This is a genomic window from Streptomyces sp. NPDC059897 (assembly GCF_042730865.1).
In the GTDB taxonomy this organism is placed as follows: Bacteria; Actinomycetota; Actinomycetes; order Streptomycetales; family Streptomycetaceae; genus Streptomyces.
Map to the genome: position 1 here is coordinate 18,847 of NZ_JBHWKQ010000017.1, position 23,461 is coordinate 42,307.

The 23,461-nt window shown below is 71.6% G+C and carries 21 protein-coding genes; 15 read left to right on the forward strand and 6 right to left on the reverse strand.

The annotated features are described in order from the left end of the window. Positions 1-171: 171 nt before the first annotated feature. Positions 172-2,544, reverse strand: a complete 2,373-nt coding sequence (locus ACFV9W_RS20195; protein WP_385762706.1) for a bifunctional SulP family inorganic anion transporter/carbonic anhydrase — start codon at positions 2,542-2,544, stop codon at positions 172-174. A gap of 338 nt (positions 2,545-2,882) precedes the next feature. On the opposite strand from ACFV9W_RS20195, the gene ACFV9W_RS20200 reads away from it, so the two are divergent. After that, entirely contained in the window at positions 2,883-4,211 is a 1,329-nt protein-coding gene (locus ACFV9W_RS20200; RefSeq protein WP_385762708.1) for a hypothetical protein, read from the forward strand. A 30-nt stretch (positions 4,212-4,241) separates the two neighbouring features. Here ACFV9W_RS20200 and ACFV9W_RS20205 read toward each other — a convergent pair whose 3' ends face one another. Further along, entirely contained in the window at positions 4,242-5,222 is a 981-nt protein-coding gene (locus tag ACFV9W_RS20205; RefSeq protein WP_385762710.1) for an ATP-binding protein, read from the reverse strand. Between the two features lie 101 nt (positions 5,223-5,323). On the opposite strand from ACFV9W_RS20205, the gene ACFV9W_RS20210 reads away from it, so the two are divergent. Beyond that, on the forward strand, positions 5,324-6,148 hold the full coding sequence (locus tag ACFV9W_RS20210) for an oxidoreductase (RefSeq protein WP_385762712.1): 825 nt from the start codon (positions 5,324-5,326) through the stop codon (positions 6,146-6,148). A 344-nt stretch (positions 6,149-6,492) separates the two neighbouring features. Here the strand turns inward: ACFV9W_RS20210 and ACFV9W_RS20215 are convergent, their stop codons facing one another. Further along, positions 6,493-7,344 carry an HAD family hydrolase gene (locus ACFV9W_RS20215; protein WP_385762714.1) on the reverse strand — a complete coding sequence of 284 codons (852 nt, stop codon included), beginning with the start codon at positions 7,342-7,344 and terminating at the stop codon, positions 6,493-6,495. Positions 7,345-7,913: 569 nt separating this feature from the next. Here ACFV9W_RS20215 and ssd point away from each other — a divergent pair. From ssd to ACFV9W_RS20250, 7 genes are all read left to right on the forward strand, one after another. Beyond that, positions 7,914-8,987, forward strand: a complete 1,074-nt coding sequence (gene ssd / locus ACFV9W_RS20220; RefSeq protein ID WP_385762716.1) for a septum site-determining protein Ssd — start codon at positions 7,914-7,916, stop codon at positions 8,985-8,987. A 115-nt stretch (positions 8,988-9,102) separates the two neighbouring features. Further along, on the forward strand, positions 9,103-10,266 hold the full coding sequence (locus ACFV9W_RS20225) for a TadA family conjugal transfer-associated ATPase (protein ID WP_385762718.1): 1,164 nt from the start codon (positions 9,103-9,105) through the stop codon (positions 10,264-10,266). A gap of 135 nt (positions 10,267-10,401) precedes the next feature. Beyond that, positions 10,402-11,280, forward strand: a complete 879-nt coding sequence (locus tag ACFV9W_RS20230) for a type II secretion system F family protein (protein WP_385762720.1) — start codon at positions 10,402-10,404, stop codon at positions 11,278-11,280. 6 nt (positions 11,281-11,286) lie between these two features. Then, a complete protein-coding gene (locus ACFV9W_RS20235; RefSeq protein WP_385762722.1) occupies positions 11,287-12,063 on the forward strand; it encodes a type II secretion system F family protein in 777 nt (258 codons plus the stop codon). A gap of 117 nt (positions 12,064-12,180) precedes the next feature. Beyond that, positions 12,181-12,414 carry a DUF4244 domain-containing protein gene (locus ACFV9W_RS20240; RefSeq protein WP_385762724.1) on the forward strand — a complete coding sequence of 78 codons (234 nt, stop codon included), beginning with the start codon at positions 12,181-12,183 and terminating at the stop codon, positions 12,412-12,414. Further along, a complete protein-coding gene (locus tag ACFV9W_RS20245; protein WP_385762726.1) occupies positions 12,401-12,757 on the forward strand; it encodes a TadE family type IV pilus minor pilin in 357 nt (118 codons plus the stop codon). The genes ACFV9W_RS20240 and ACFV9W_RS20245 overlap by 14 nt, the downstream gene beginning before the upstream one ends. 47 nt (positions 12,758-12,804) lie before the next feature. After that, on the forward strand, positions 12,805-13,146 hold the full coding sequence (locus tag ACFV9W_RS20250) for an Rv3654c family TadE-like protein (protein ID WP_385762930.1): 342 nt from the start codon (positions 12,805-12,807) through the stop codon (positions 13,144-13,146). Positions 13,147-13,230: 84 nt separating this feature from the next. On the opposite strand, the gene ACFV9W_RS20255 is transcribed toward ACFV9W_RS20250, so the two are convergent. Continuing rightward, a complete protein-coding gene (locus tag ACFV9W_RS20255) occupies positions 13,231-15,687 on the reverse strand; it encodes a DEAD/DEAH box helicase (RefSeq protein WP_385762729.1) in 2,457 nt (818 codons plus the stop codon). Positions 15,688-15,769: 82 nt separating this feature from the next. Here ACFV9W_RS20255 and bldG point away from each other — a divergent pair, with 82 nt between their 5' ends. The 6 genes from bldG to ACFV9W_RS20285 all read left to right on the forward strand — a co-directional run bounded on the left by bldG (position 15,770) and on the right by ACFV9W_RS20285 (position 22,240). Beyond that, positions 15,770-16,111 (forward strand): anti-sigma factor antagonist BldG, encoded by a 342-nt coding sequence (bldG, locus tag ACFV9W_RS20260; protein ID WP_125514212.1) that lies wholly within the window; start codon positions 15,770-15,772, stop codon positions 16,109-16,111. Positions 16,112-16,226: 115 nt separating this feature from the next. Next, positions 16,227-16,661, forward strand: a complete 435-nt coding sequence (locus ACFV9W_RS20265; RefSeq protein ID WP_385762732.1) for an ATP-binding protein — start codon at positions 16,227-16,229, stop codon at positions 16,659-16,661. 325 nt (positions 16,662-16,986) lie between these two features. Continuing rightward, a complete protein-coding gene (locus ACFV9W_RS20270) occupies positions 16,987-19,398 on the forward strand; it encodes a sodium-translocating pyrophosphatase (protein ID WP_385762734.1) in 2,412 nt (803 codons plus the stop codon). A 252-nt stretch (positions 19,399-19,650) separates the two neighbouring features. Further along, the gene (locus tag ACFV9W_RS20275) at positions 19,651-20,232 is read left to right on the forward strand and encodes a small secreted protein (protein ID WP_385762736.1); all 582 of its coding nucleotides are present in this window, start codon (positions 19,651-19,653) and stop codon (positions 20,230-20,232) included. Between the two features lie 165 nt (positions 20,233-20,397). Further along, positions 20,398-21,924: a methyltransferase gene (locus tag ACFV9W_RS20280; protein ID WP_385762738.1), complete on the forward strand. Its 1,527-nt coding sequence runs from the start codon at positions 20,398-20,400 to the stop codon at positions 21,922-21,924. Positions 21,925-22,042: 118 nt separating this feature from the next. Next, positions 22,043-22,240 (forward strand): hypothetical protein, encoded by a 198-nt coding sequence (locus ACFV9W_RS20285; RefSeq protein ID WP_385762740.1) that lies wholly within the window; start codon positions 22,043-22,045, stop codon positions 22,238-22,240. Positions 22,241-22,272: 32 nt separating this feature from the next. Here ACFV9W_RS20285 and ACFV9W_RS20290 read toward each other — a convergent pair whose 3' ends face one another. Together ACFV9W_RS20290 and ACFV9W_RS20295 are read right to left on the reverse strand one after the other, a co-directional pair. Beyond that, positions 22,273-22,668 (reverse strand): DUF2752 domain-containing protein, encoded by a 396-nt coding sequence (locus tag ACFV9W_RS20290; RefSeq protein ID WP_385762742.1) that lies wholly within the window; start codon positions 22,666-22,668, stop codon positions 22,273-22,275. Positions 22,669-22,692: 24 nt separating this feature from the next. Further along, entirely contained in the window at positions 22,693-23,277 is a 585-nt protein-coding gene (locus ACFV9W_RS20295; RefSeq protein ID WP_385762745.1) for a TM2 domain-containing protein, read from the reverse strand. Positions 23,278-23,461 lie beyond the last annotated feature (184 nt).

Sequence of the window (23,461 nt, forward strand, 5' to 3'; positions counted from 1 at the left end):
CAGTATTTGTGTCGGAGGCGACCGTTGTGTCCCAGGCCACAGCTCATCAGACCGCGACCCCTGGTGACAAGGGGGGTCCACGAACTGGTTTAGACCTGTACGCGTAGGGCTCCCGACCTGGTCGGGAGCCCTACGGTCTCATCTGTTGCACGGAGGCGGGGCGGGGTTGGTTCAGGCCCGCGTGGCGCTTCCTTCGTCGAGGCTGCCGTCGAGCGCGGTGGCCGCGACCTGTCCGAAGACGGGATCGGCCTCCGCGAGCAGATACGCCTGGGCCTCCCCGACGTGGAAGTACATGCCGTGCAGTTCGAGCGCGCCCCGCTCCAGGGCGCGCGCCACGCACTCGTGCTCCCGCAGGTGCTCCAACTGCTGGACGACATTGGTCAGGCAGAGCTGCTCGACCGCGTCGGCGGGCGCCCGCCCGGCGAGCCGTGCCCACGGCAGGACCGCGTCGGACATCCGCTCCAGGCTCGGTACCCCGTGCCGCAGCCAGCGCTTGAGCGGCGTCTGAGCGCCCGCGTGCGGCGGCGAGTTCAACAGCGCCTGCATGGCCCCGCATCCGGAGTGCCCGCATACGGTGATCGACTGGACGTTCAGCACGTCCACGGCGTACTCGATGGCGGCCGCCACCGAGTCGTCCGCGCTCTCCGCGCCGGGCGGCGGCACGAGGTTGCCCACATTCCGTACGACGAAGAGGTCGCCGGGACCGCTGGACGTGATCATCGAGGTGACGAGCCGCGAGTCGGCGCAGGTGAGGAAGAGCTGCGTGGGCTTCTGCCCCTCGCGCGCGAGCCGGGCCAGCTCCTCGCGCACCAGCGGCGCCGTATTGCGCTGGAACGCGCTGATCCCGCTGGCCAGTTGATGGCTTCCGGCGCGCCTCGGCTCGGCGGTGCCGGCCTCCCGCGGGGCGTGCGAGGGCCGGTCGCAGTGGTGGTTGCGCCACGGCGTCCAGGGGCGGCAGCAGGTGTGGCTCGCGCTGGCGGGTTCGGCGATCCTGGCCCCTCCCCGTCCGGCGACCTCGACCCCGCCGCCCTGCGCGGCGTGCGACTTCTGCCAGTCCTGCAGCGCCTCGTACGCGGCGTGGTCCATGAAGGACCCGTCCAGTTCCACGACGCAGTCCGAGCCGTGCGGCACCTGGTGCAGGGTCCGGCTGAGCCGGGGCACCGCGAGGAACGTCAACTGCCCTCGTACGCGCACGTGGTGGACGCCGCGGGAATCCACCTCGTGCGTGATGCGGGTGCGCGCGAGGCGGTGCAGGGCGACGCCGACCGCGACCGCGACCCCGAGCCCGACGCCTTCGAGCACGCCGAAGACGACGACGCCGAGGGTGGTGACCGCGTAGACCAGGACCTCGCGGTGGCGGGTGACCGTGCGGATGTGGTTCAGGGACACCATCTGGACGCCGACCGCCATCACCAGGGCGGCGAGCGCGGCGAGCGGGATCAGCTCCAGGACGGGGACCAGGAGCAGCGTGGCGGCTACTACCCAAACGCCGTGCAGGATCGAGGAGTTCCCGCTCACGGCGCCCGAGTTCACATTGGCCGTGCTGCGCACCGCGACCCCGGCGACGGGCAGCCCGCCGAGCGAGCCGGAGACGATGTTCGACGCGCCCTGGGCGAGCAGTTCCCGGTCCAGGTTCGAGCGGCGCATCGCGGGCGGCAGATCGGGCCGCTTGGCGGTCATCTTGTCCACGGCGACCGCCCCGAGCAGCGACTGCACGCTGCACACGAGCGTGGTGGTCAGGACGGCGGCGACGAGGCCGAGCACGGGCCCTTCCGGCAGCCCGGCGAGCGCGTGACTGCTCCAGGAGGGCAGGTCGACCTCGGGCAGGCTGAGCCCGAGCAGTGCGGCGGTGCCGCTCGCGGCGGTCACGGCGATGAGCGCGGCCGGTACTTTGCGGGCCCAGCCGCCGACCCGCCCCGGGATGCGCGGCCAGGCGAGCAGGACGGTGAGCGTGAGCGCGCTGACGCCGAGGGCGGCGGGCTGGGCGTCGGCCAACTGGCCCGGCAGGGATGCCACGTTGGCGAGTACGGAGCTGTCGGGGTTGCCGCCGAGCACGATGTGCAGCTGGGCGACGGCGATGGTGACGCCGATGCCGGCGAGCATGCCGTGCACGACGGCGGGACTGACGGCGAGGGCGGTGCGGGCCACCCGTAGGCAGCCGAGGCCGAGTTGGGCGATTCCGGCGAGGACGGTGACGGCGCAGGTGGTCCGCCATCCGTAGCGCTGGATCAGCTCGGCGGTGACGACGGTGAGGCCGGCGGCGGGCCCGCTGACCTGGAGCGGCGCGCCGCCTACGCAGCCGGCGACGATCCCGCCGACGGCGGCGGCGACGAGCCCCGACTCCAGTGGTGCGCCGGTCGCGAGGGCGATGCCGAGGGACAGCGGCAGGGCGATGAGGAAGACCGCGACGGACGCGGAGAGGTCGGCTCCCGCGAGGCGGAAGCGGCGGGGCGTGGGCGGTGGACTGTGCGCGGTACGGGCGGAGCCAGTGGGCTCGCCCGGCCGGTCGGAGTCACTGGTGCGGGTGGGTACGCAGGCTGACATGGTTCCCGTCTCCTCCGGGGTGCAGCGCGGTCGCGGAATGTGGGGGTGACCCCTGAGTGGTGGGTGGGGTCGATCGCGGCCGTGGTTCACGGCGTGCAGCGGCGGGATGAAATCAACGCTCGGTAAATGAATCGTAATGCAGAGTAAAGGTTGTGGACGGATTAAAGGGGCAAATGGGTCAACGGTTCACGCTCAGTAGTGAATAAGAATCCTGGTCGGCTTGTCGGACTAATTCGGTTCGGCTCTCGTGCCACGGTGTCGGCGATGTCCGTACATAACGGGCGTTTCTCGCATTCCACCGCCACACAAGCCGACTCCAGGAAGAAGGTGGGCGGAAGATGGCCGCCACCCACAGGACCGCCGCCAAGCGGCTCGCCGCGGGCATCACCGCCGCCGTGGCGTGCGCCGCGGCACTCGCCGGATGCGCCACCGGGGAAACCGGCCGCTCCGCCGAGCACCGCGCCGAGAAGACCGAGCCCCGCGCCGAGAAGGCAGAGCCCCGCCAGGGTGCCCCCGGCCCGAAGAAGGCCAAGCCGGGCAGCGCGATCAAGCTCATCGGCGACGGCTCGACCGCGTACACCGGGCGGCAGCCGAACCTGCCGAAGGCCGAGCGGCTCAGACCGGGGCAGAAGCCACCGCAGTTCGTGGTCTTCTCCTGGGACGGCGCGGGCGAGGACAGCCAGAAGCTCTTCTCGCACTTCCGTAAGGTCGCGAAGGAGAACAACGCGACCATGACGTACTTCCTGAGCGGCGTGTACCTGCTCCCGCAGGACAAGGCCGACAAGTACCACGCGCCGCAGCACTCGGCCGGCCGCTCGGACATCGGCTTCAACGACGCCAAGGGAATCAAGGACACCGTCGAGCAACTGCGCGGCGCCTGGCTCGAGGGCAACGAGATCGGCACCCACTTCAACGGCCACTTCTGCGGCAAGAACGGCGGCGTCGGCCAGTGGTCGGTGGCCGAGTGGAAGAGCGAGATCCAGCAGGCCAAGTCCTTCGTGAAGGGCTGGAAGAGCAACACCGGCCTGAACCGGTCCGCGCCGCTGCCCTTCGACTACGACAAGGAGCTCATCGGCGCCCGCACCCCCTGCCTCGAGGGCAAGGACAACTTCACGCGCGCCGCGAGCGAGCTCGGCTTCCGCTACGACACCAGCGGCGTCAACGACCAGGTCTGGCCCAAGAAGAAGAACGGCCTGTGGGACCTGTCGATGCAACTCGTCCCGTTCCGGGGCCACTCCTACGAGCAGCTGACCATGGACTACAACTTCATGGTCAACCAGTCCGGCACGGCGACCCAGGGCGATCCCGCGAAGCGCGAGTACTGGGGCGACCAGATGCGCGACAGCCTGCTCGCGGGCTTCGACCGCGCCTACAAGGGCAACCGCGCGCCGCTCGTCATCGGCAACCACTTCGAGTCCTGGAACGGCGGCACCTACATGCGCGCCGTCGAGGAGACGGTCGAGCGGGTCTGCACCAAGCCCGAGGTCCGCTGCGTCTCCTTCCGGCAGCTCGCCGACTGGCTCGACGCCCAGGACCCGAAGACCCTGAAGAAGCTCGGGGGCCTCGGAGTGGGCGAGCGGCCGAAGCAAGGCTGGTCCTCCTACCTCGGCGCCGAGCGGGCCCCGGCCCCGAAGGGGGTACCGGGAGCCCCGGCCGCCAAGTCGTAGCCGCGGTACGGCACTTGTTCCGCGACCGCGTCAGGCGGTCGCCGTGACGCTCTCCCGCAGTACGAAGTCGGGGTCGACCTGGGCCGCCAGGTCGGCCCCCGTCTTCTCGTTGCCCCAGCTCTGGGCGTTCTTCAGGTGGAAGTGGACCATCTGGCGCGTGTAGCGCTCCCAGTCGCGGGCCTCGTACGTGGCGTCGGCCGCGGACTGAAGGGCCTGCAGGGACGCCTTGTTGGGCTCCTCCAGGAGCTCGAAGCGCGGCGGGCGACCCTTCTCCATGGCGCGCACCCAGTCCGAGTGCCCGACGGTGACGAGCAGGTCGTCGCCGACCTCGGAGCGCAGGAACTCCAGGTCGTCCGCATCCCGCACCTTGTTGCCCACCACCTTCAGCTCGATCCCGAAGTCCCGCGCGTACTCCTTGTACTGGCGGTAGACCGAGATCCCCTTGCGGGTCGGCTCGGCGACCAGGAACGTCATGTCGAAGCGCGTGAACATGCCCGAGGCGAACGAGTCCGAGCCCGCGGTCATGTCGACCACCACGTACTCGCCCCGGCCGTCGACGAGGTGGTTGAGGCACAGCTCCACCGCGCCGGTCTTGGAGTGGTAGCAGGCGACACCGAGGTCGGCCTCGGTGAAGGGTCCTGTGACCATCAAACGCACGGCCCCGCCGTCGAGTTCCACATCGCGGGCGCAGGCGTCGTACACCGGATTGTTCTCGCGCACCCTGAGCAGCCGGGAGCCCTCGCCGGGCGGCGTCGTCTTGATCATCGTGTCGGCCGAGGCGATCCGCGGGTTCGAGCCGCGCAGATAGTCCTTGATCAGGGGCAGCCGGGCCCCCAGCGCGGGCAGCTCGCCCGCGACGCCCTCGTCGAGCCCGAGCGCGGCTCCGAGGTGCTGGTTGATGTCGGCGTCGACGGCGACGACCGGGGAGCCGGTACCGGCGAGGTGGCGGATGAACAGGGAGGACAGCGTGGTCTTGCCACTGCCGCCCTTCCCGACGAAAGCGATCTTCATGTTCACAAAGGGTATCCGCACGGTCGCCGTGCGTGTCGATGTCGCGTGAAGAAGACCACTCCTTCGTGGGGCGGCGCCGCGTGGCCCGTAGTGTCGTACTCATGAGTACGACAGCCGACCCCCTCGCCGCCCTGGCAGACCTGCCGGGCGTGGCCGATTCCGTGGACTCCGTGCGCAAGGCCGTGGACCGGGTCTACGGGCACCGGGTCATGCGCCGTCGCAGCAACGAGATCACCTCCGAGGCAGCGCTGCGCGGGGCGCGCGGCAGCGCGGCGCTCTCCGGTGCCGACTGGCCGCTCGAAGAGGTGCGCAGGCGCACCGACTTCAGCGGCGGCGACGGCGACAAGGAGGCGCCCACGGTCGGCGCCGCCCTGCGACTGACCGCCGAGGCGGGTCAACTTCTCTCCATCTGGCGCCAGTCGCCCCTGCGCGTGCTCGCGCGCCTCCACCTGGTCGCGGCGGCCGACAAGAGCGACGCGGTGGGCCGGCCGAGGCTCACGGGCGAGCCGGTCGACGAGCCGCTCGTCGAACTCCCGGTGCCGGACGCCGACGAGGTGGCGGGCCGCCTGGAGGGGCTCTCGCAGCTGATCATCGCCGAGAGCTCGGCACCCGCCCTGGTGAACGCCGCCATCGTGCACGGCGAGCTGCTCGCCCTGCGCCCCTTCGGCTCGCACAACGGCCTGGTCGCACGGGCCGCCGAGCGCATCGTCCTGGTGGGCAGCGGCCTCGACCCGAAGTCCGTCTGCCCGGCGGAGCTGGGCCACGCCGAACTCGGCCGTGCGGCCTACGCGGCCGCGCTCGACGGCTATGTCTCCGGTACGCCGGAGGGGATGGCGGCCTGGATCAACCACTGCGGCAAGGCGATCGAGCTGGGCGTCAGGGAGTCGACGGCCGTCTGCGAGGCGCTGCAGCGGGGTGCCGCGTAGCGGGGGAAGGTCCGAGAAACGGGTTGCGGCGGTACGAATACTCGTACCGCCGCTGGCATGTTCACCGGGTTACCAAGCGTCCTCGAGATATTGCCCATCAGGTCGGGTTCTTTGCCCGTCGCCTGGTGCGGCTGGCCCGTAATCGACGGGTCGACGTCGCGTGGGTGCCCGGTGTTCATGCATCGGTCCGTGGGGCCTGATTGCGGTTGAAGGTGTTCCTCTCGGATGTCCTTGGTCTCGCGGGCCGTGAATCCTTTGTACTCCTCCCCAGGGGGAAGCGGAAGCCCTGACCGCACTTCTTTACTTTTAGGTTCAAATAGGGCGAACCGGCGGCGTTGGCGGCGTCAATGGGTGCCTGACGTCGCGCGTCGCCGGCTCGCGTACCAGACAAGGCCGGCCGTGACCGCCGCCGCGCCGACCCCGGCGGCCGCGAGCAGCGCGGGCCGCGAGGGCGCGGACAGATGGGGCAGGCGCTGCTTGAGCCGGACCGGCTTGTGGAAGTCGAGGATCGGCCACCCGCGCGCGAGGGCCTCGCGGCGCAGCGCCCGGTCCGGATTGACGGCGTGCGGATGCCCGACCGAGCTGAGCATCGGCAGATCCGTCGCCGAGTCGCTGTACGCGTGGCAGCGCCCGAGGTCGTACCCCTCGGTGCGGGCCAGTTCCTTGATGGCCTCCGCCTTCGTGGGCCCGTACGCGTAGTACTCCACCTCACCCGTGAAGCAGCCGTCGTCGCCCACGACCATGCGGGTGGCGACCACGCGGTCCGCGCCGAGGAGCTCGCCGATCGGCTCGACCACCTCGGCGCCGGATGTGGAGACGATCACCACATCGCGCCCGGCCGTGTGGTGCTCCTCGATGAGGGACGCCGCCTCGTCGTAGATGATCGGGTCGATCAGGTCGTGCAGGGTCTCCGCGACGATCTCCGTCACCTGCCGCTGGTTCCAGCCGCGGCAGAGCGCCGAGAGGTACTCGCGCATCCGCTCCATCTGATCGTGGTCGGCGCCGCCGGCGAGGAAGACGAACTGCGCGTACGCGGTGCGCAGTACGGCCCTCCGGTTGATCAGCCCGCCTTGGTAGAACGACTTGCTGAACGTGAGTGTGCTCGACTTAGCGATGACCGTCTTGTCCAGGTCAAAGAAGGCCGCTGTGCGGGGCGCGGAGTGAGGCAAGGAGTGGTTTTCCACGAGGCCGAGCATAGGCGCCAACCATTCGGCGTAAGCTGTGGCGCGTGGGTTTGCTTGAGAACGCTCTCGGGTACACCATGGAAGTCACGGATCGTTCGCGACCGTGCTAACCCGGTCTGGCTCCTCCCCCCCCGAGTCGGACCGTGGGGACGACCCCCGCTCTCCCCCCCGGCGGGGGTCGTCGCATGTCCGGACCCGTTTTCGGGTCCTTTTTTCATGCCCGGACAGGGGGTTTCAGAGGCTCGCGCGCCGCAGTCCGCGCACCGAGGAGTCGTTACGCTGTGTGACCGTCGGACTGCTCTGTGGACAGATTCATGCCGAGTTCACAGTGTCACTGGTATGGGTGACGGGGATATTCACAAGCCTTCTCGCGTCCACAGTTATTGACCAAGATCCCCACGATTTCCGGGATCGCTGCACGGTGATTCCGCACGCGAAGTTCGGGTCCGTGTTCATGGCCGGTTTGTTATGGCCGTGCTGTGGCGGATGGGCGGTATTCGGCGCCTAGGACACCGTCGTCTTCACGTGCGGAACGAGTCGTCCGCAGGGGCGGACGAGTGCGGCGAGAGGGGGACCGGACCATGACGGAAGTCATCGAGTGCGACGCGCGGGACGTGCGACGCGCCCCGTTGATCGTGACGGAGGACGTGGAACTGCTGGACGACCTGCTGCGGCTGTGCGCGGCGGCGGGCGTGCGGCCCGAGGTCGGGCACGGGGCGCCGGCGGGCAGAGCGGGCTGGAGCGGCTGGGAATCGGCGCCCCTCGTGCTGGTCGGGGACGATGCTGCGCGGCGGCTGCGCGGCGTCTCCCGACGGCATGGCGTGATCTTGGTTGGGCGTGATCAAGACGATTCCGGGGTGTGGCGGCGGGCCGTGGAGATCGGCGCCGACCACGTCCTGGTCCTGCCGGACGGCGAGCAGTGGCTGATGGACCGGATCGCCGACGTCGCGGAGGGAGTGGGATCGCCCGCCCTGACCGTCGGGGTGCTCGGCGGCTGCGGCGGGGCCGGGGCCTCCACGCTCGCCTGCGCGCTGGCCGTGGCGTCCGCGCGGTCGGGGCGGCGCACGCTCCTGGTCGACGCGGACCCGCTCGGCGGCGGGCTCGATGTGCTGCTCGGCGGCGAGGCGGTGGACGGGCTGCGCTGGCCGGCCTTCGCCGAGTCGCGGGGCCGGGTCGGCAGTACGGCCCTGGAGGAGTCGCTGCCCCTGCTGCACGATCTGCGGGTGCTCAGCTGGGACCGCGGTGATCTCACGGCGGTGCCGTCCGAGGCGGTGCGGGCGGTGCTCGCGGCGGGGCGGCGCAGGGGCGGGGTCGTCGTGGTGGACCTGCCGCGCCGGGTCGACGCCGGGTCCGTCGAGGCCCTGGCCCAGCTCGACCTGGGGCTGCTCGTCGTGCCACCGGAGCTGAGGGCCGTGGCGGCGGCGCGCCGGATGGCCGGGGCGGCGGGGATGGTGCTGCGCGACCTGCGGGTGGTGACGGCGCGCGCGGGCGGCGCGGGAGGCCTCGCGGCGGACGAGGTGGCGCGGCTCGTCGGGCTGCCGTTCGCCGGCGAACTGCCGATGGACGCCGAGGTGGTGAAGGGCGGCCCGCTGGGGCGGTTCTGCGAGGCGTTCTGGGAGCGGATGCCGGCGGCGGTGGCGGGGGACGCGGCGTGAGCGGGGAGGACGGGGCGCCGGGCGTGGAGGGGCGGCCTGCGGAGGGGCGACGTGTGGAGAGCGCGGTGGTGATCGGTGTGCGGATGGGCGAGCGGTCGGTGCGGGGAGGGGTGTCATGAGCGCGGTGGTCGGGGCGCGGATGCTGGACGGCGTCCGGCAGTGGCTCGCGGAGAACGGGTCGGAGGCGACGCCCGCGCGCGTGGCCGAGGCGCTGCGGGCGCAGGGCCGGGTCCTGGGCGACGCCGAAGTGCTGGGCGCGGCAGGCATGTTGAGGTCGGAGCTGGTGGGCGCGGGGCCCTTGGAGCCGCTGCTCGCCGACCCTTCGGTGACGGATGTCCTGGTGTCGGCGCCCGACGAGGTGTGGGTGGACCGGGGAGGCGGTCTGGAGCGGGCCGATGTGGCCTTCGAAGGCGCCGTCGAGGTCCGGCGGTTGGCGCAGCGGCTCGCGGCCGTCGTGGGGCGCCGCCTGGACGACGCGCGGCCGTGGGTGGACGCCCGGCTGCCGGACGGGACGCGGCTGCACGCGGTGCTGCCACCGATCGCGGCGGGCTGCACCTGTCTGTCCCTGCGGGTCGTGCGGCCCAGGGCTTTCACCCTGGAGGAGCTGACGGCGGCCGGGACGGTGCCGCCGGGCGGCGACCGGGTGCTGCGGGCGCTGCTCGACGCGCGCCTGTCCTTCCTGATCAGCGGCGGTACGGGCACGGGCAAGACGACGCTGCTGAGCGCGCTGCTCGGCCTGGTGGGGCCGCGGGAGCGGATCGTCCTGGCCGAGGACTCCGCCGAGCTGAGGCCGGACCACCCCCACGTCGTCCGGCTCGAATCACGCCCCGCCAACCAGGAGGGCGCGGGGGCCGTAGGGCTCGACGACCTGGTCAGGCAGGCGCTGCGAATGCGGCCCGACCGGCTCGTGGTGGGCGAGGTGCGCGGCCCCGAGGTGGTCGCGCTCCTGGCCGCCCTCAATACGGGCCACGAAGGGGGTTCGTGCACGGTCCACGCCAACGCGGCGAGCGATGTTCCGGTGCGCCTGGAGGCGCTGGGGACGGCGGCTGGGCTGGACCGGGCGGCACTGCACAGCCAGTTGGCGGCGGCGTTGTCCGTCGTGCTGCATCTCGTACGGGGCCGGGACGGGCGGCGGCGCATCGCCCAGGTCCAGGTGCTGGAGCGGGACGCGGACGGCTGGGTGCGGGCGGTACCGGCACTGGAGTGGGGCGAGCGGGGATTCGTGGAGGGGGTGGGGTGGGCGCGGCTCGGGAGGTTGCTGGGGGTGCGGTTGGGGTGATGGCGGCGGGGTGGTGGGGCGGGGAACCGGTGGGCCTCGGGGGCGTAGGTCGGAGGGGCTCGGGTCGGTGGATTCGGTGGGCTTGGCGTGTTCGGTGGATTCGGTGGGTTCGGTGGAGCTGGTGGAGAGGGGTGCGTGGGTGTGAGTGGTGGGGTCTTGGGTGGCGGTCTCGGTGTGGTGGTTGCCGCGTTGGGGGCGGTGGTCGTGACGCGGGCGGTGCGGGTACGGGAGTTGGAGGTGCGGCGGGCCCGGAGGGTGTTGGGGCTCGGGGCGGATCACGGGGTGCTGTCCGGGTGGTCGGTGCTGGTCGAGCGGTGGTGGGCGTGGGCGCGGGCGCGGCCCGAATGGTGGTGTGCGGTCGGCGGGTTGGTGGTCGGGATCGCAGGGGCCTCGGTGCTGCCGGTCGTGCTCGGCGTGTGCGCGGTGCCCGGAGCGGGGCGGTTGCGCCGGACGAGGGCGGCGCGGCGGGGAAAGGAGCGGCGCGGGGAGGCGGTGATCCGGCTGTGCGGGCTGCTGGCGGGTGAGGTGCGGGCCGGAAGGCAGCCGGGGGAGGCGCTGGTGGTGGCGGTGCGCGGGTCGGGGGCGTTGACCGGCGCGGGGAGTGCGGCCGTGGTGGCGGCGGCCCGGTTCGGCGGGGATGTGCCCGGGGCCCTTGGAGCGGCGGCGCGGGAGCCGGGGGCGGAGGGACTGAGCGGGCTCGCGGCGTGCTGGCGGGTGGCGGTGGACCGGGGCGCGGGGCTCGCGTCCGGGCTCGAACGGCTCGCGGACGCCCTACGGGCTGAGCGGGATCAACGAGCCGACTTCAGGGCCCAGTTGGCGGGCCCCTCGTCGACCACGGTGATGCTCGCCTGCCTGCCCGTGTGCGCGCTGTTGCTCGGGGCGGGCATGGGGGCGCGGCCCCTGCGGGTGCTGCTGCACACGTGGCCGGGGATCGGGTGCCTGGTGGTGGGCGGGGCGTTGGAGGCCGCCGGGCTGTGGTGGGCGATGCGGATCGTGCGAGGGGCGGAGGGGTGAGGGCCGATGAATGTTGTCCACAGGCTGGGGGCGGTGCTGTGCGTCGCGGTGATGGCGATGTGGCTGGTGCGGGAGTTCGCGCGGCGCCGGGAAGAGCGGGCGCTGCGGAAGCGGGTGCGGCGGGTGCTCGAGGTGGCTGTGGAGCGGTCGGCACGGCGGGCCGTGGGGCTGCCGGCCGGGGCGCGGCGGTGGGTGCCGGTCGCGGGGGCGGTGTGCGCCGGGTTCGTACTGGTCGGCGGGGTGGCCGGGGTCGTGGTCGGGGCGGTCGGCGGGGTGGGGGTGTTGCGTTGGGGGCGCGGCCGGGAGGCCGACGCGAGAGCCGGGGCGAACGCACGGGGTACCGCCGTACGGCAACTGCCCTTGGCGTCCGACCTGTTGGCCTCGTGCCTCGCGGCGGGAGCCGGGCCCGTGGAGGCGGCGCGGGCCGTCGGTGAGGCGCTGGGCGGGCCCGTCGGGCGGGCGCTGGAGCGGGGTGCGGCCCAGGTGCGGCTCGGTGGCGAACTGAGTGTGGCGTGGCGGGAGTTGGCGGCCGTGCCGGGCGCCGATGGGCTGGTCCGGCTGCTGGAGCGGGCCGGCGAGTCCGGAGCCCCGGCGGCGGCGCCGGTGGCGCGTTTCGCGGAGGAGTGCAGGGCCGAGCGGGCCCGCCACGCGACGGCGGCGGCACGCCGGGCCGCGGTGACGATCACAGCGCCGGTGGGCCTGTGCTTCCTGCCGGCGTTCCTGGTGGTCGGGGTGGTGCCGGTGGTGATCGGGCTGGGAGGCGGGGTCTTTGGAGGGAGATGAGCGGCGGGCTCCAGAAGGCGGATCGGGACACAGAGATCGGGATGCAGAGCGGGTCACGGAACGGGACGCAGGGCGGGACAAAGAGCAGGACTACGCAGCAGAGGCAAGGGAGTTGGCATGAACGGAATGCGGGCAGGTCGGGCGTACGGGTGGCTGCGCGGATGTGTTCTGCGATGGGCGCGGGCGGTGCGGTCCGGGCGGCGGGACGCCGGGATGGTGAGCGCCGAGTACGCGGTGGGGCTGATCGCGGCGGTGGGCTTCGCCGGGGTGCTGTTCCAGGTGGTGACGAGCGACGTCGTGCAGTCGGCGCTGCGGTCCTTGGTGGCGAAGGCGCTCCATGGGTCGTTCTGAGCCTCGGCGCGGGGACCGGGGGTTCGTGACGGCGGAGGCGGCCGTGGTGCTGCCGGTGCTCGTGACGTTCACGATGGCGCTGGTCTGGGTGGTGCTCGCGGCGTCGGCGCAGATCAGGTGCGTGGACGCCGCGCGGGCCGGGGCCAGGGCGGTGGCCCGCCAGGAGCCCAGGGGTGCCGCGCTGGCGGCGGCGCGGGAGGCCGCACCGCCGGGGGCCCGGGTCACGGTCGGCCGGGAGGGCGACCTGGTGCGGGTGACGGTGCGGGCGAGGTCAGTGGGGCCGGGAGCGCTCGGCGTGGACCTGGGCGCGCAGGCCGTGGCGGCGGCGGAGGAGGCGACGTGAGGGGGCGGGGCGACCGCGGGTCGGCGACGGTGTGGGTCGCGATGGCGATGGCCGCGGTGGGGGTGGTGTTCGGGGCGGTGCTGGCGATGGGCCAGGCGATCGAGGCACGCCACCGTGCGGGCTCGGCGGCCGACCTGGCGGCGCTCGCCGCGGCGGACCACTGGATGGACGGGAGAGCGAAGGCGTGTGCGCTGGCGGCACGGGTGGCGCGGGCGCAGGAGGCAGGGGTGGTGCGGTGCGCGGTGCGCGGGGAGGTGTCGGATGTGACCGCAACGGCGGGCCACGGCACGTTCCGATCGGAGGTCCGGGCGCGGGCAGGACCACCGGGACGGGTCTCATCGTCCGGGTGCGGGGCCGGTGCCGGTAATCCAAGCCCCTGCGGCGATTGAGCAGCGGGGTCCGGGGCGGAGCCCCGAGGCGTAGGACCGGAAGACCGCAACGAAACAGATGAGCCCGCCAACCAACCCGCCCGCCTACCCCGCCGCATCCCGCAACAGAACGGAGAGGAGCCGCACCGCCCCCCGCTTGTGCAACGGGTCGTTGCCGTTGCCGCACTTGGGGGACTGGATGCAGGAGGGGCAGCCGGCCTCGCACTCGCAGGAGGCGATGGCCTCGCGGGTGGCGGTCAGCCACTCGCGGGCGGTGTGGAAGGCGCGTTCGGCGAAGCCCGCGCCGCCGGGATGACCGTCGTAGACGAAGACCGTGGGAAGGAGCGTGTCCGGGTGGAGCGGGATCGAGACGCCGCCGATGTCCCAGCGGTCGCAGGTGGCGAAGAGGGGGAGCAGGCCGATGGAGGCGTGCTCGGCGGCGTGCAGGGCGCCGCCGAGGATCTCGGGGTTCACGCGGGCCGCGTCGAGCTGGTCCTCCGTGACCGTCCACCACACGGCGCGGGTGCGCAGCGTACGAGGAGGGAGGTCGAGTTTCGTCTCGCCGAGGACCTCGCCGGTGATGAGGCGGCGGCGGAGGTAGCCGACGACCTGGTTGGTGACCTCGACCGACCCGTAGCACAACCGGCCGTCGCCCCAAGGGACTTCGACGTCGGTCTCCAGGATGGAGATGGCCGTGGTGTCGCGGGCGGTGGTCGAGTAGGTGGGGTTCGCGGTCTCGACCAGGGCGACGTTGTCGTCGAGGTCCAGCTTCTTCACCACGTACGTGCGGCCCTGGTGGAGGTGGACCGCGCCGTCGTGGACCGAGGTGTGGGCCGAGCTCGCGTCGACCGTGCCGAGCAGCCGGCCCGTGCCGGTCTCGACGACCTGCACCGGAGCGCCGCCCTCGCCGCGGATGTCGGCCAGGTCGGCGGCGGACTCGCGGCGCGTCCAGTGCCAGGCCTTCGTGGCGGTGCGGCGCCGCAGCAGCTTCGCGGCCTCCAGCTGCGGCAGCAGGTCCAGGGTCGCCGGGCCGAACAGGTCCAGGTCCGGTTCGGTCAGGGGGATTTCCGCCGCCGCGGCGCACAGGTGCGGCGCCAGGACGTACGGGTTGTCGGGGTCGAGGACCGTCGACTCGACCGGCTGGTCGAAGAGGGCCTCCGGGTGGTGCACCAGATAGGTGTCCAGGGGGTCGTCGCGGGCGACGAGGACCGCGAGCGCGCCCTGCCCCGAGCGCCCGGCGCGCCCCGCCTGCTGCCACAGCGACGCCCGCGTGCCCGGATAGCCGGAGATCAGCACGGCGTCCAACCCCGAGACGTCGATGCCGAGTTCGAGGGCGGTGGTGGCGGCGAGGCCGAGGAGTTCGCCGGAGTGCAGGGCGGATTCGAGGGCGCGGCGCTCCTCGGAGAGATAGCCGCCGCGGTAGGCCGCGACCCGCCGGGCGAGCGAGCGGTCGACCTCGGCGAGCCGCTCCTGCGCGATCACCGAGATCAGCTCGGCGCCGCGCCGGGAGCGTACGAAGGCGACCGAGCGCACGCCCTGGACCGCGAGGTCGGTCAGCAGGTCCGCCGTCTCGGCGGTCGCCGTGCGCCGCACCGGTGCGCCCTTCTCGCCCTGCATCTCCGTCAGCGGAGGCTCCCAGAGCGCGAAGACCAGTTCACCGCGCGGCGAAGCGTCGTCGGCGACCTCGACGACCGGCGCTCCCGTCAACCGCTGGGCGGACAGGGCCGGTTCGGCAGAGGTGGCCGAGGCAAGGAGGAAGACGGGATCGGATCCGTAGCGGGCACATATGCGGCGCAGTCTGCGCAGCACCTGCGCCACGTGCGAGCCGAAGACGCCGCGATACGTGTGGCACTCGTCGATCACGACGTACTTGAGCGCCTTGAGGAAGGAGGACCAGCGCGGGTGCGAGGGCAGGATGCCCCGGTGCAGCATGTCCGGGTTGGTGAGGACGTAGTTCCCGTACTGACGTACCCATTCGCGTTCCTCGAACGGGGTGTCGCCGTCGTAGACCGCCGGCCGAATCGCCGTACCCAGCGGTTGTGAAAGTTCCTTCACCGATCGGCACTGGTCCGCCGCGAGCGCCTTCGTCGGGGCGAGGTAGAGCGTGGTCGCGCCACGCCCGTTCGGCGCCTCGGATCCGTCGAGGAGGGTCGACAGGACCGGGACCAGATAGGCGAGCGACTTTCCGGAGGCCGTGCCGGTGGCGACGACCACGGAATCGCCGTCCAGGGCGTGCTCCGCCGCGAGTGCCTGGTGGGCCCAGGGATGCGCGATTCCTGCGGTCTGCACGGCCGCGATGACCTCGGCACGGATCCGATCGGGCCAGACGGCATGACGGCCCGGGCGAGGGGGCAAGTGCTCCGTATGGGTGATGCGCGCAGCCCTGCTCGGACCCGAGGCGAGCCGCTCCAGGACCGCACCGGGAGAGGGGCGGACTGGGGCGGATGGCGAGGGTCGTTCGGATCGGTGATTCTTGGCCATCGGCACCGAGTGTGTCACTGGCGTGACGGACAATGCTCTCAAGGCGTCGTGCACGCCTGCCGGTAAGTGATTGAATGCCATCGCGGCTGGCGAACCGTCCCGGGGGATCAAGCCGAGGTGTCCCCGAGGGGCGACCGCTCGATAGCAAGGTGCTGGAGGATCCGTGGACCTGTCCCTGTCGACCCGTACCGTCGGCGATCGTACGGTCGTCGAGGTCGGTGGCGAAATTGATGTGTATACCGCGCCCAAGCTGCGCGAGCAGCTGGTCGAGCTGGTGAATGACGGCAGTTTCCACCTTGTCGTCGACATGGAGGGCGTGGACTTCCTCGACTCCACCGGGCTCGGCGTGCTGGTCGGCGGTCTGAAGCGCGTGCGTGCCCATGAGGGCTCGCTGCGCCTGGTGTGCAACCAGGAGCGCATTCTCAAGATCTTCCGTATCACCGGACTGACCAAGGTGTTCCCGATCCACACCTCGGTCGAGGAAGCCGTCTCGGCGACCGACTGATCCGGTCGATGCCGGTGGCGACACCGGCGGAGACAAGGGGATCGGGCGGCCGAGGCCGGCCGATCCCCGGGAGCACGCTCGTACAACCGTGGGCCCGTCTGTCCGAGGGGGATGCATGGCCACTGTCGAACTCCGCTTCAGCCCTCTGCCCGAGCACGTCAGGACGGCCCGCCTCGTGGCGGCCGCCGTGGCGCGCAGGTCGGGCGTGGACGAGGCCGTGCTCGACGAGGTCAGGCTCGCCGTCGGTGAGGCCTGCAGCCGTGCGGTCGGGCTGCACCAGAGCGGCGGCATCTCGGCGCCGGTGCGGGTGGCCCTGATCGAGGAGGAGAAGCAGTTCTCCATCGAGGTCGGGGACGAGGCGCCGCGCACGGTGCCCCCGTCGGCAGCGGCCGACGGCGCGGGCTCCGCGGACGACCTGGAGGCGGAGGGCGAGGACGAGATGGGACTCGCCGTCATCAGCGGCCTCGTGGACGATGTCGAGGTCACCGCGGACACGGACGGTGGACTCATTCGGATGAGTTGGCCGACCCTGCCGGCGACGCTCCCGTAGCGGACCGGGCGCTCCGCGCGCTGCCCGGAGATCTTTCGAAGAGGCCCGGATCACCAGAACGGTGATCCGGGCCTCTTCGCTATTTCCTGAGGTCGATCAACCGGCGATCAACCAGCGGTCAATCAGCGATCAACCAATCGGCCAATAAAGGATCTTCGCTAATGCCTTCAGGGGGTTAGTAATTCAGGCCATGCCTGCCGGGCGAGGTTCACCGAACATTTGCTGGGTAGGAAACAATTCCGTTTGCCGCGCCCTGTTTTGATCAGGGTCCGCTCCCTACAATCCGTCCACATCTTGAGCTCAGTCCAAGCGTCAAGGAGGACGAATGGCGGAGCCCTCTACCCCTGCTACGTTCGCAGCCGCAGTTCTGACCGACGACAACAGATTGATCGTCGTCGTCATCGCCGTCGTCGCGCTCGCGGCGCTCGCCGTCGCCGGAGTCCTGGTGCGCCAGGTGCTCGCGGCCGGTGAGGGCACGGACTCGATGAAGGAGATCGCGGGCGCGGTCCAGGAAGGCGCGAATGCCTATCTGGGCCGGCAGCTGCGAACCCTCGGCGTATTCGCCGTAGTGGTGTTCTTCCTGCTCATGCTGCTTCCGGCGGACGACTGGAATCAGCGAGCGGGCCGGTCGATCTTCTTCTTGATCGGCGCGGTGTTCTCGGCCGTCACCGGCTATATCGGAATGTGGCTCGCCGTGCGCAGCAATGTGCGCGTCGCCGCCGCCGCGCGAGAAGCGACCCCGGCGGAAGGCGAGCCGGAAAAGGATCTCACCGCCGTCTCGCACAAAGCAATGAAGATCGCTTTCCGTACGGGCGGCGTCGTCGGCATGTTCACGGTGGGGCTCGGCCTGCTCGGCGCCTCCTGCGTCGTGCTGGTCTACGCGGCCGACGCGCCCAAGGTCCTGGAGGGCTTCGGGCTCGGCGCCGCGCTGATCGCGATGTTCATGCGTGTCGGAGGCGGCATCTTCACCAAGGCCGCCGACGTCGGCGCCGACCTGGTCGGCAAGGTCGAGAAGGGCATTCCGGAGGACGATCCGCGCAATGCCGCGACCATCGCCGACAACGTGGGCGACAACGTCGGAGACTGCGCGGGAATGGCCGCCGACCTCTTCGAGTCGTACGCGGTCACGCTGGTCGCCGCGCTGATCCTCGGCAAGGCCGCCTTCGGCGACGCCGGCCTGGCGTTCCCGCTGATCGTGCCCGCGATCGGGGTCGTCACGGCGATGATCGGCATCTTCGCCGTCGCGCCGCGCCGCTCCGACCGCTCCGGGATGAGCGCCATCAACCGCGGATTCTTCATCTCCGCGGTGATCTCGATCGTGCTCGTCGCCATCGCCGTCTTCACCTATCTGCCGGGGACGTACGCCGACCTCGACGGTGTGACGGACGCGGCGATCAGCGGCAAGGCGGGCGACCCGCGGATCCTCGCGGTCGTCGCCGTCGCGATCGGCATCGTGCTCGCGGCCCTCATCCAGCAGCTCACCGGCTACTTCACCGAGACGACCCGGCGCCCGGTCAAGGACATCGGCAAGACGTCCCTGACAGGGCCCGCGACGGTCGTCCTCGCCGGCATCTCCATCGGCCTGGAGTCGGCCGTCTACACGGCGATGCTGATCGGGCTCGGCGTGTACGGGGCGTTCCTGCTCGGCGGTACGTCGATCATGCTCGCCCTGTTCGCGGTCGCACTGGCCGGTACGGGGCTGCTCACCACGGTCGGCGTCATCGTGGCCATGGACACCTTCGGACCGGTCTCCGACAACGCGCAGGGCATCGCCGAGATGTCCGGTGACGTCGAGGGCGCGGGCGCGCAGGTGCTCACCGACCTGGACGCCGTCGGCAACACGACGAAGGCCATCACCAAGGGCATCGCCATCGCGACGGCCGTGCTCGCGGCAGCCGCGCTGTTCGGTTCGTACCGGGACGCGATCGTCACGGCGGCCAGAGACGTCGGCGAGAAGGTCGGCGAGGGCGGGCCGATGAACCTGGTCATGGACATCTCGCAGCCCAACAACCTGGTCGGGCTCATCGCGGGCGCCGCGGTCGTGTTCCTGTTCTCCGGGCTCGCCATCAACGCCGTCTCGCGGTCGGCGGGTTCCGTGGTCTACGAGGTGCGCAGGCAGTTCCGCGAGCACCCCGGGATCATGGACTACACGGAGAAGCCGGAGTACGGGCGCGTGGTCGACATCTGTACGAAGGACGCGCTGCGGGAGCTCGCCACGCCCGGGCTGCTCGCCGTCATGGCGCCGATCGCGGTCGGCTTCACGCTCGGCGTCGGTGCGCTCGGGGCGTATCTCGCGGGGGCGATCGGGACGGGCACGCTGATGGCCGTCTTCCTCGCGAATTCCGGCGGCGCGTGGGACAACGCGAAGAAGTTGGTGGAGGACGGGCATCACGGCGGCAAGGGCAGTGAGGCCCACGCCGCCACCGTCATCGGTGACACCGTCGGTGACCCCTTCAAGGACACCGCGGGCCCCGCCATCAACCCGCTCCTGAAGGTGATGAACCTCGTGGCGCTGCTGATCGCGCCGGCGATCGTGAAGTTCAGCTACGGGGACGACGCGAGCGTGGGCGTGCGGATCGCGGCGGCCGTCGTGGCGCTCGGCGTGATCGTGGGTGCCGTGTACATGTCCAAGCGGCGCGGCATCGCGGTCGGCGGGGACGAGGACGGGAGCACCGAAGGGGCCGGACGGGTGCCGGAGCAGTCGGATCCCGCGGTGGCCTCCACGACACGGACGTGAGGAACATGCGTACGTGACCTGAGTGCACGTCAGGGTGACAACAGGTGGGCGGACAGCGTCTTTTGACGGGCTGTCCGCCCATCGGTCTGTTCTGGCGTAGTTTTCTTACGTCTGCGGGGCGGGGCCTTCCGGTTTCAGTGAGCCTTATCTCTCTTGGTGCAAATGGCTGCTAAAGGTCAATAAAGTGGTCGTATAGGACACCCGGCGTGCGATTGTCGTGTGCGTGGCGTGTAAGTTCCGGGGCCGAGAGCCATGGAAGGGACCAATCCGGTGAACAAGAAGCTTGCTGCCGCACTGTCCGGCGGTGCGGTACTGGTACTGGCGTTGTCGGGCTGCAGCGACGACAGCAACGAGAAGCTCGACTCCTGGGCCAAGCAGGTCTGCGACAAGGTCCAGCCGCAGGCCAAGAAGATCGAGGCCGCGAACACCGCGATCCAGAAGCAGACCTCGGACAACAGCGAGCCCAAGCAGGTCCAGAAGACCGACTCGCAGGCGTTCCAGGACATGTCCGACGCGTACAAGGCGATCGGTGACGCGGTCGACAAGGCCGGGGCGCCCCCGGTCGACGGCGGTGACAAGAAGCAGCAGAACGCCGTCAAGGAGCTCGACAAGATCTCGACGTCGTACGCCGACCTGAAGAAGAAGGTCGACAAGCTCGACACGGGCGACCAGGCGAAGTTCGCCGAGGGGCTCAAGGACATCGCCGGCCAGCTGGACACGCTGAGCCAGGACGGCAGCGATGCGCTCAAGAATCTTGAGGAGGGGGACGTGGGCAAGGCGATGGCGAAGCAGGAGAGCTGCAAGAGCGCTTCCGCTACGCCTTCGGGGTCCTAGGTCCGGGTGACGTTTCGCGCCCCCGGTGTTGAGCCATTGCCGCGCTGCACCGGGGGCGCTGTCGTATTTGCGTGACGCTGCGCCGTGGGCTGTGCCCACCCGTTCCGCCGTGCGGAACGCCTGCCCACAGCTGTGCGGGACAGTTCCCACAGTCACAATGGGGGTGTGAGTTCTTCCGGTTTTGTATCGCTGCCCGCCGTTGACCGTTCCGACGTCGCCCAGTCTCTGCGGGACGCGCTCGTGTCCGCCGAGTTCACCGCCGATGGGTTGCTCGAGTTGCTCGGGGCGTCCGCCTACGCGGCGCTCGCGCGCAGTGAGACCGTGCCTGCGCTGCGGGCCACCCGGGGCGAGCGGCCCCTGGAGACGCTCGTACGGCTGTTCCTGTTGCAGCAGCCCGCGCCCCGGGAGCGGGTCGCCGGCGTGCTGCCGCTCGACGCGTGCCTGGAGAGCGGGTGGCTGCGGGCCGTCGGGGGCGACGAGGTCGCCGCGAGCGTCGACGTACGCCCGTATGGCGGTCCCGAGGGCGAGGACTGGTTCATCGTGTCCGACCTCGGGTGCGCGGTCGGCGGCGCCGGGGGCATCGGCAGCAGCGAGGAAGGCGTCGTGCTCGGGGTCGGCGGGGCGTCCACCACACTCGCCGGGATCACCGTGCGGACGCCCGTCGACTCCGCCCTCGACCTCGGCACCGGATCCGGGATCCAGGCGCTGCACGCGGCGCGCCACGCCACGCGCGTCACCGCGACCGACCTCAACCCGCGCGCGCTGCACATGACCGCGCTGACCCTCGCGCTGTCGGGTGTGCAGGCCGCCGAGCTGCGGGAGGGCTCGCTGTACGAGCCCGTGGGCGACGCCACGTACGACCTGGTCGTCTCCAACCCGCCGTTCGTGATCTCGCCGGGCGCCCGCCTCACGTACCGGGACGGCGGCATGAGCGGGGACGATCTGTGCCGCTCGGTCGTTCAGGGGGCAGGGGAGCACCTGAACGACGGGGGGTACGCACAGTTCCTCGCCAACTGGCAGCACGTGGACGGGGAGGAGTGGACCGAGCGGCTGCGCTCCTGGGTGCCGCGCGGCTGTGACGCCTGGATCGTGCAGCGCGAGGTGCAGGACGTCGCGCAGTACGCCGAGTTGTGGCTGCGGGACGCCGGTGACCACCGTGGCGACCCGGCCGAGTACGCGGCGCGGTACGACGCGTGGCTCGACGAGTTCGAGGCGCGCAAGGTGCGGGGCGTCGGCTTCGGCTGGATCACGCTCAGGAAGACGGATGCGGACGAGCCGTCGATCGTCGTCGAGGAGTGGCCGCACCCCGTCGAGCAGCCGCTCGGCGACGCCGTGCGCGCGCACTTCGAGCGGGTCGACTGGCTGCGGGCGCACGACGACGCGGGGCTGCTCGGCGCGCACTTCAAGCTGGCCGCGGAGGTCGTGCAGGAGCAGGTCGGCCTTCCGGGCGCCGAGGACCCGGAGCACGTCGTGCTGCGCCAGGGCCGCGGGATGCGCCGGGCGACGAAGGTGGACACGGTCGGCGCCGGGTTCGCCGGTGTGTGCGACGGCTCGCTGAGCGCCGGGACGATCCTGGACGCCATCGCCCAACTCATGGGCGAGGACCCGGTGTCGCTGCGCGACCGCACGCCCGCGCAGATCCGAACGCTGGTCGAGCAGGGGTTCCTGGAGCCGTTCACGCCCGTCGACTGAGACCGGTCGACCGCGCTTCGCCTTGTGGCGCCCGGGAGTTCACCCGGGGTTCGGCTGCCCGTGTCAGCGTCGCCCGCCTGGGTACCGGAATCGGTCCGTAGGTGGGGGAGGCAAGACGATGGAGAGTGTTCCCGCGGTGTTCGCAGGCGCCGTGTTCGGATTGTTCGGAGCGGGCCTGCTGACGTGGACCGGGGCGCGCGCGGCGCACCGCGAGCCGGTGGCGTACGGGGTGCGCCCCGTGACGTCGGTGGTGATCGCGGGGGTGGCCGGGGCGGGGGCCCTGGCGCTCGCCGTGTGGTGTTTCGGCCAGGTCTAGGAAGGTCTGGGCACGGCCCAACCGGGCTTCGTTCAGAGCGCGTTGCGCAAGACCGCCCAGGCCGCCGCCCCGATCAGGATCGCGGCCGCGCCGCGCCCCCCGATCGGCGGCGACCAGTGGCGGCCGCGCAGCCCCTCGTACGTCCAACTGCCCAGCAGGGCAAGGACGAAGGGGGCGGCGAGCAGCAGCGCGGCGTTGTCGTGCCAGGCCATGACGTACTGGCCGTGCATCAGGTCGTAGGCCATCCGCGTGCCGCCGCACGCGGGGCAGAGCAGACCCGTGGCGAGGCGGAAGGGGCAGCCCGGCAGGACGTGGCCCGGCTCGTGCGGGTCCGTGCCGTACAGGTACAGGGCGGCCGCCACCCCTGCCGCGAGCACCCCGAGCGGGGCCGCCGCCGGTGCGCCGAGGACGCTCCTGAGGCGAGCCATGGGGGACGCGGCGCGGGGCAACGGTCAGGAGTCCCGCAGCAGGCGGCCCTGGGCGTCGGTGGCGTTGCCGCCGGCGAGCATCATGATGCCGTCGATCAGGCCCCAGATGCTGCCGATTCCGCAGGTCACCAGGGACACGATGAGCATGGTGACGGCCATGCCGGTGTGCCCGGTGTAGAAGCGGCCCGCGCCGAAGCCGCCCAGGAAGATGCCGAGGAGGCCCGCGGCGAGCTTCGTCTTGTCCGAGTACGGACGGCCGTACGGGTCGTAGCCGTAGGGCGCGGCCGGGTCGTAGGGCATGCCGCCCATGCCGGGGCCCATGTTCGGGGCGCCCATGCCGGGTCCCGGCGGGGGCGGGTACGCGCCGCCGCCGGCCGGGGCGGAACCCGGGTAGGGGTAGCCGTAGCTGGGCTGGCCGGGCTGGCCCTGCGGCGGCTGGCCGGGCTGGCCGGGAGGCGGCGTGCCGTAGCCGGGCTGCGAGCCCTGCTGCGGGTAGCCGTACGGCTGGTCCTGCGGCGGCTGGCCCGGCTGGCCGGCCGGGGGCTGGTTGTACGGGTTCCCGCCGGACGGGTCCTTGGGGGGCTGGCCGTACGGATTGCTGTCGGACATGTCCGTAAGCTCCTGAATAGTGACGCTGGGGGGACGAGCCGGAGGCTCCCCGCGGGCTCCCCCAGCCATCCGCCATCTTGTCAGGAATGGATAAACGGGCGGGTTCGAGGGCACATGACCGCTGCTGACCGCCGCGCAACAAGGCACGGGACCGCTGTGCGACGGGGAGGGGCCTCGCCGGTCC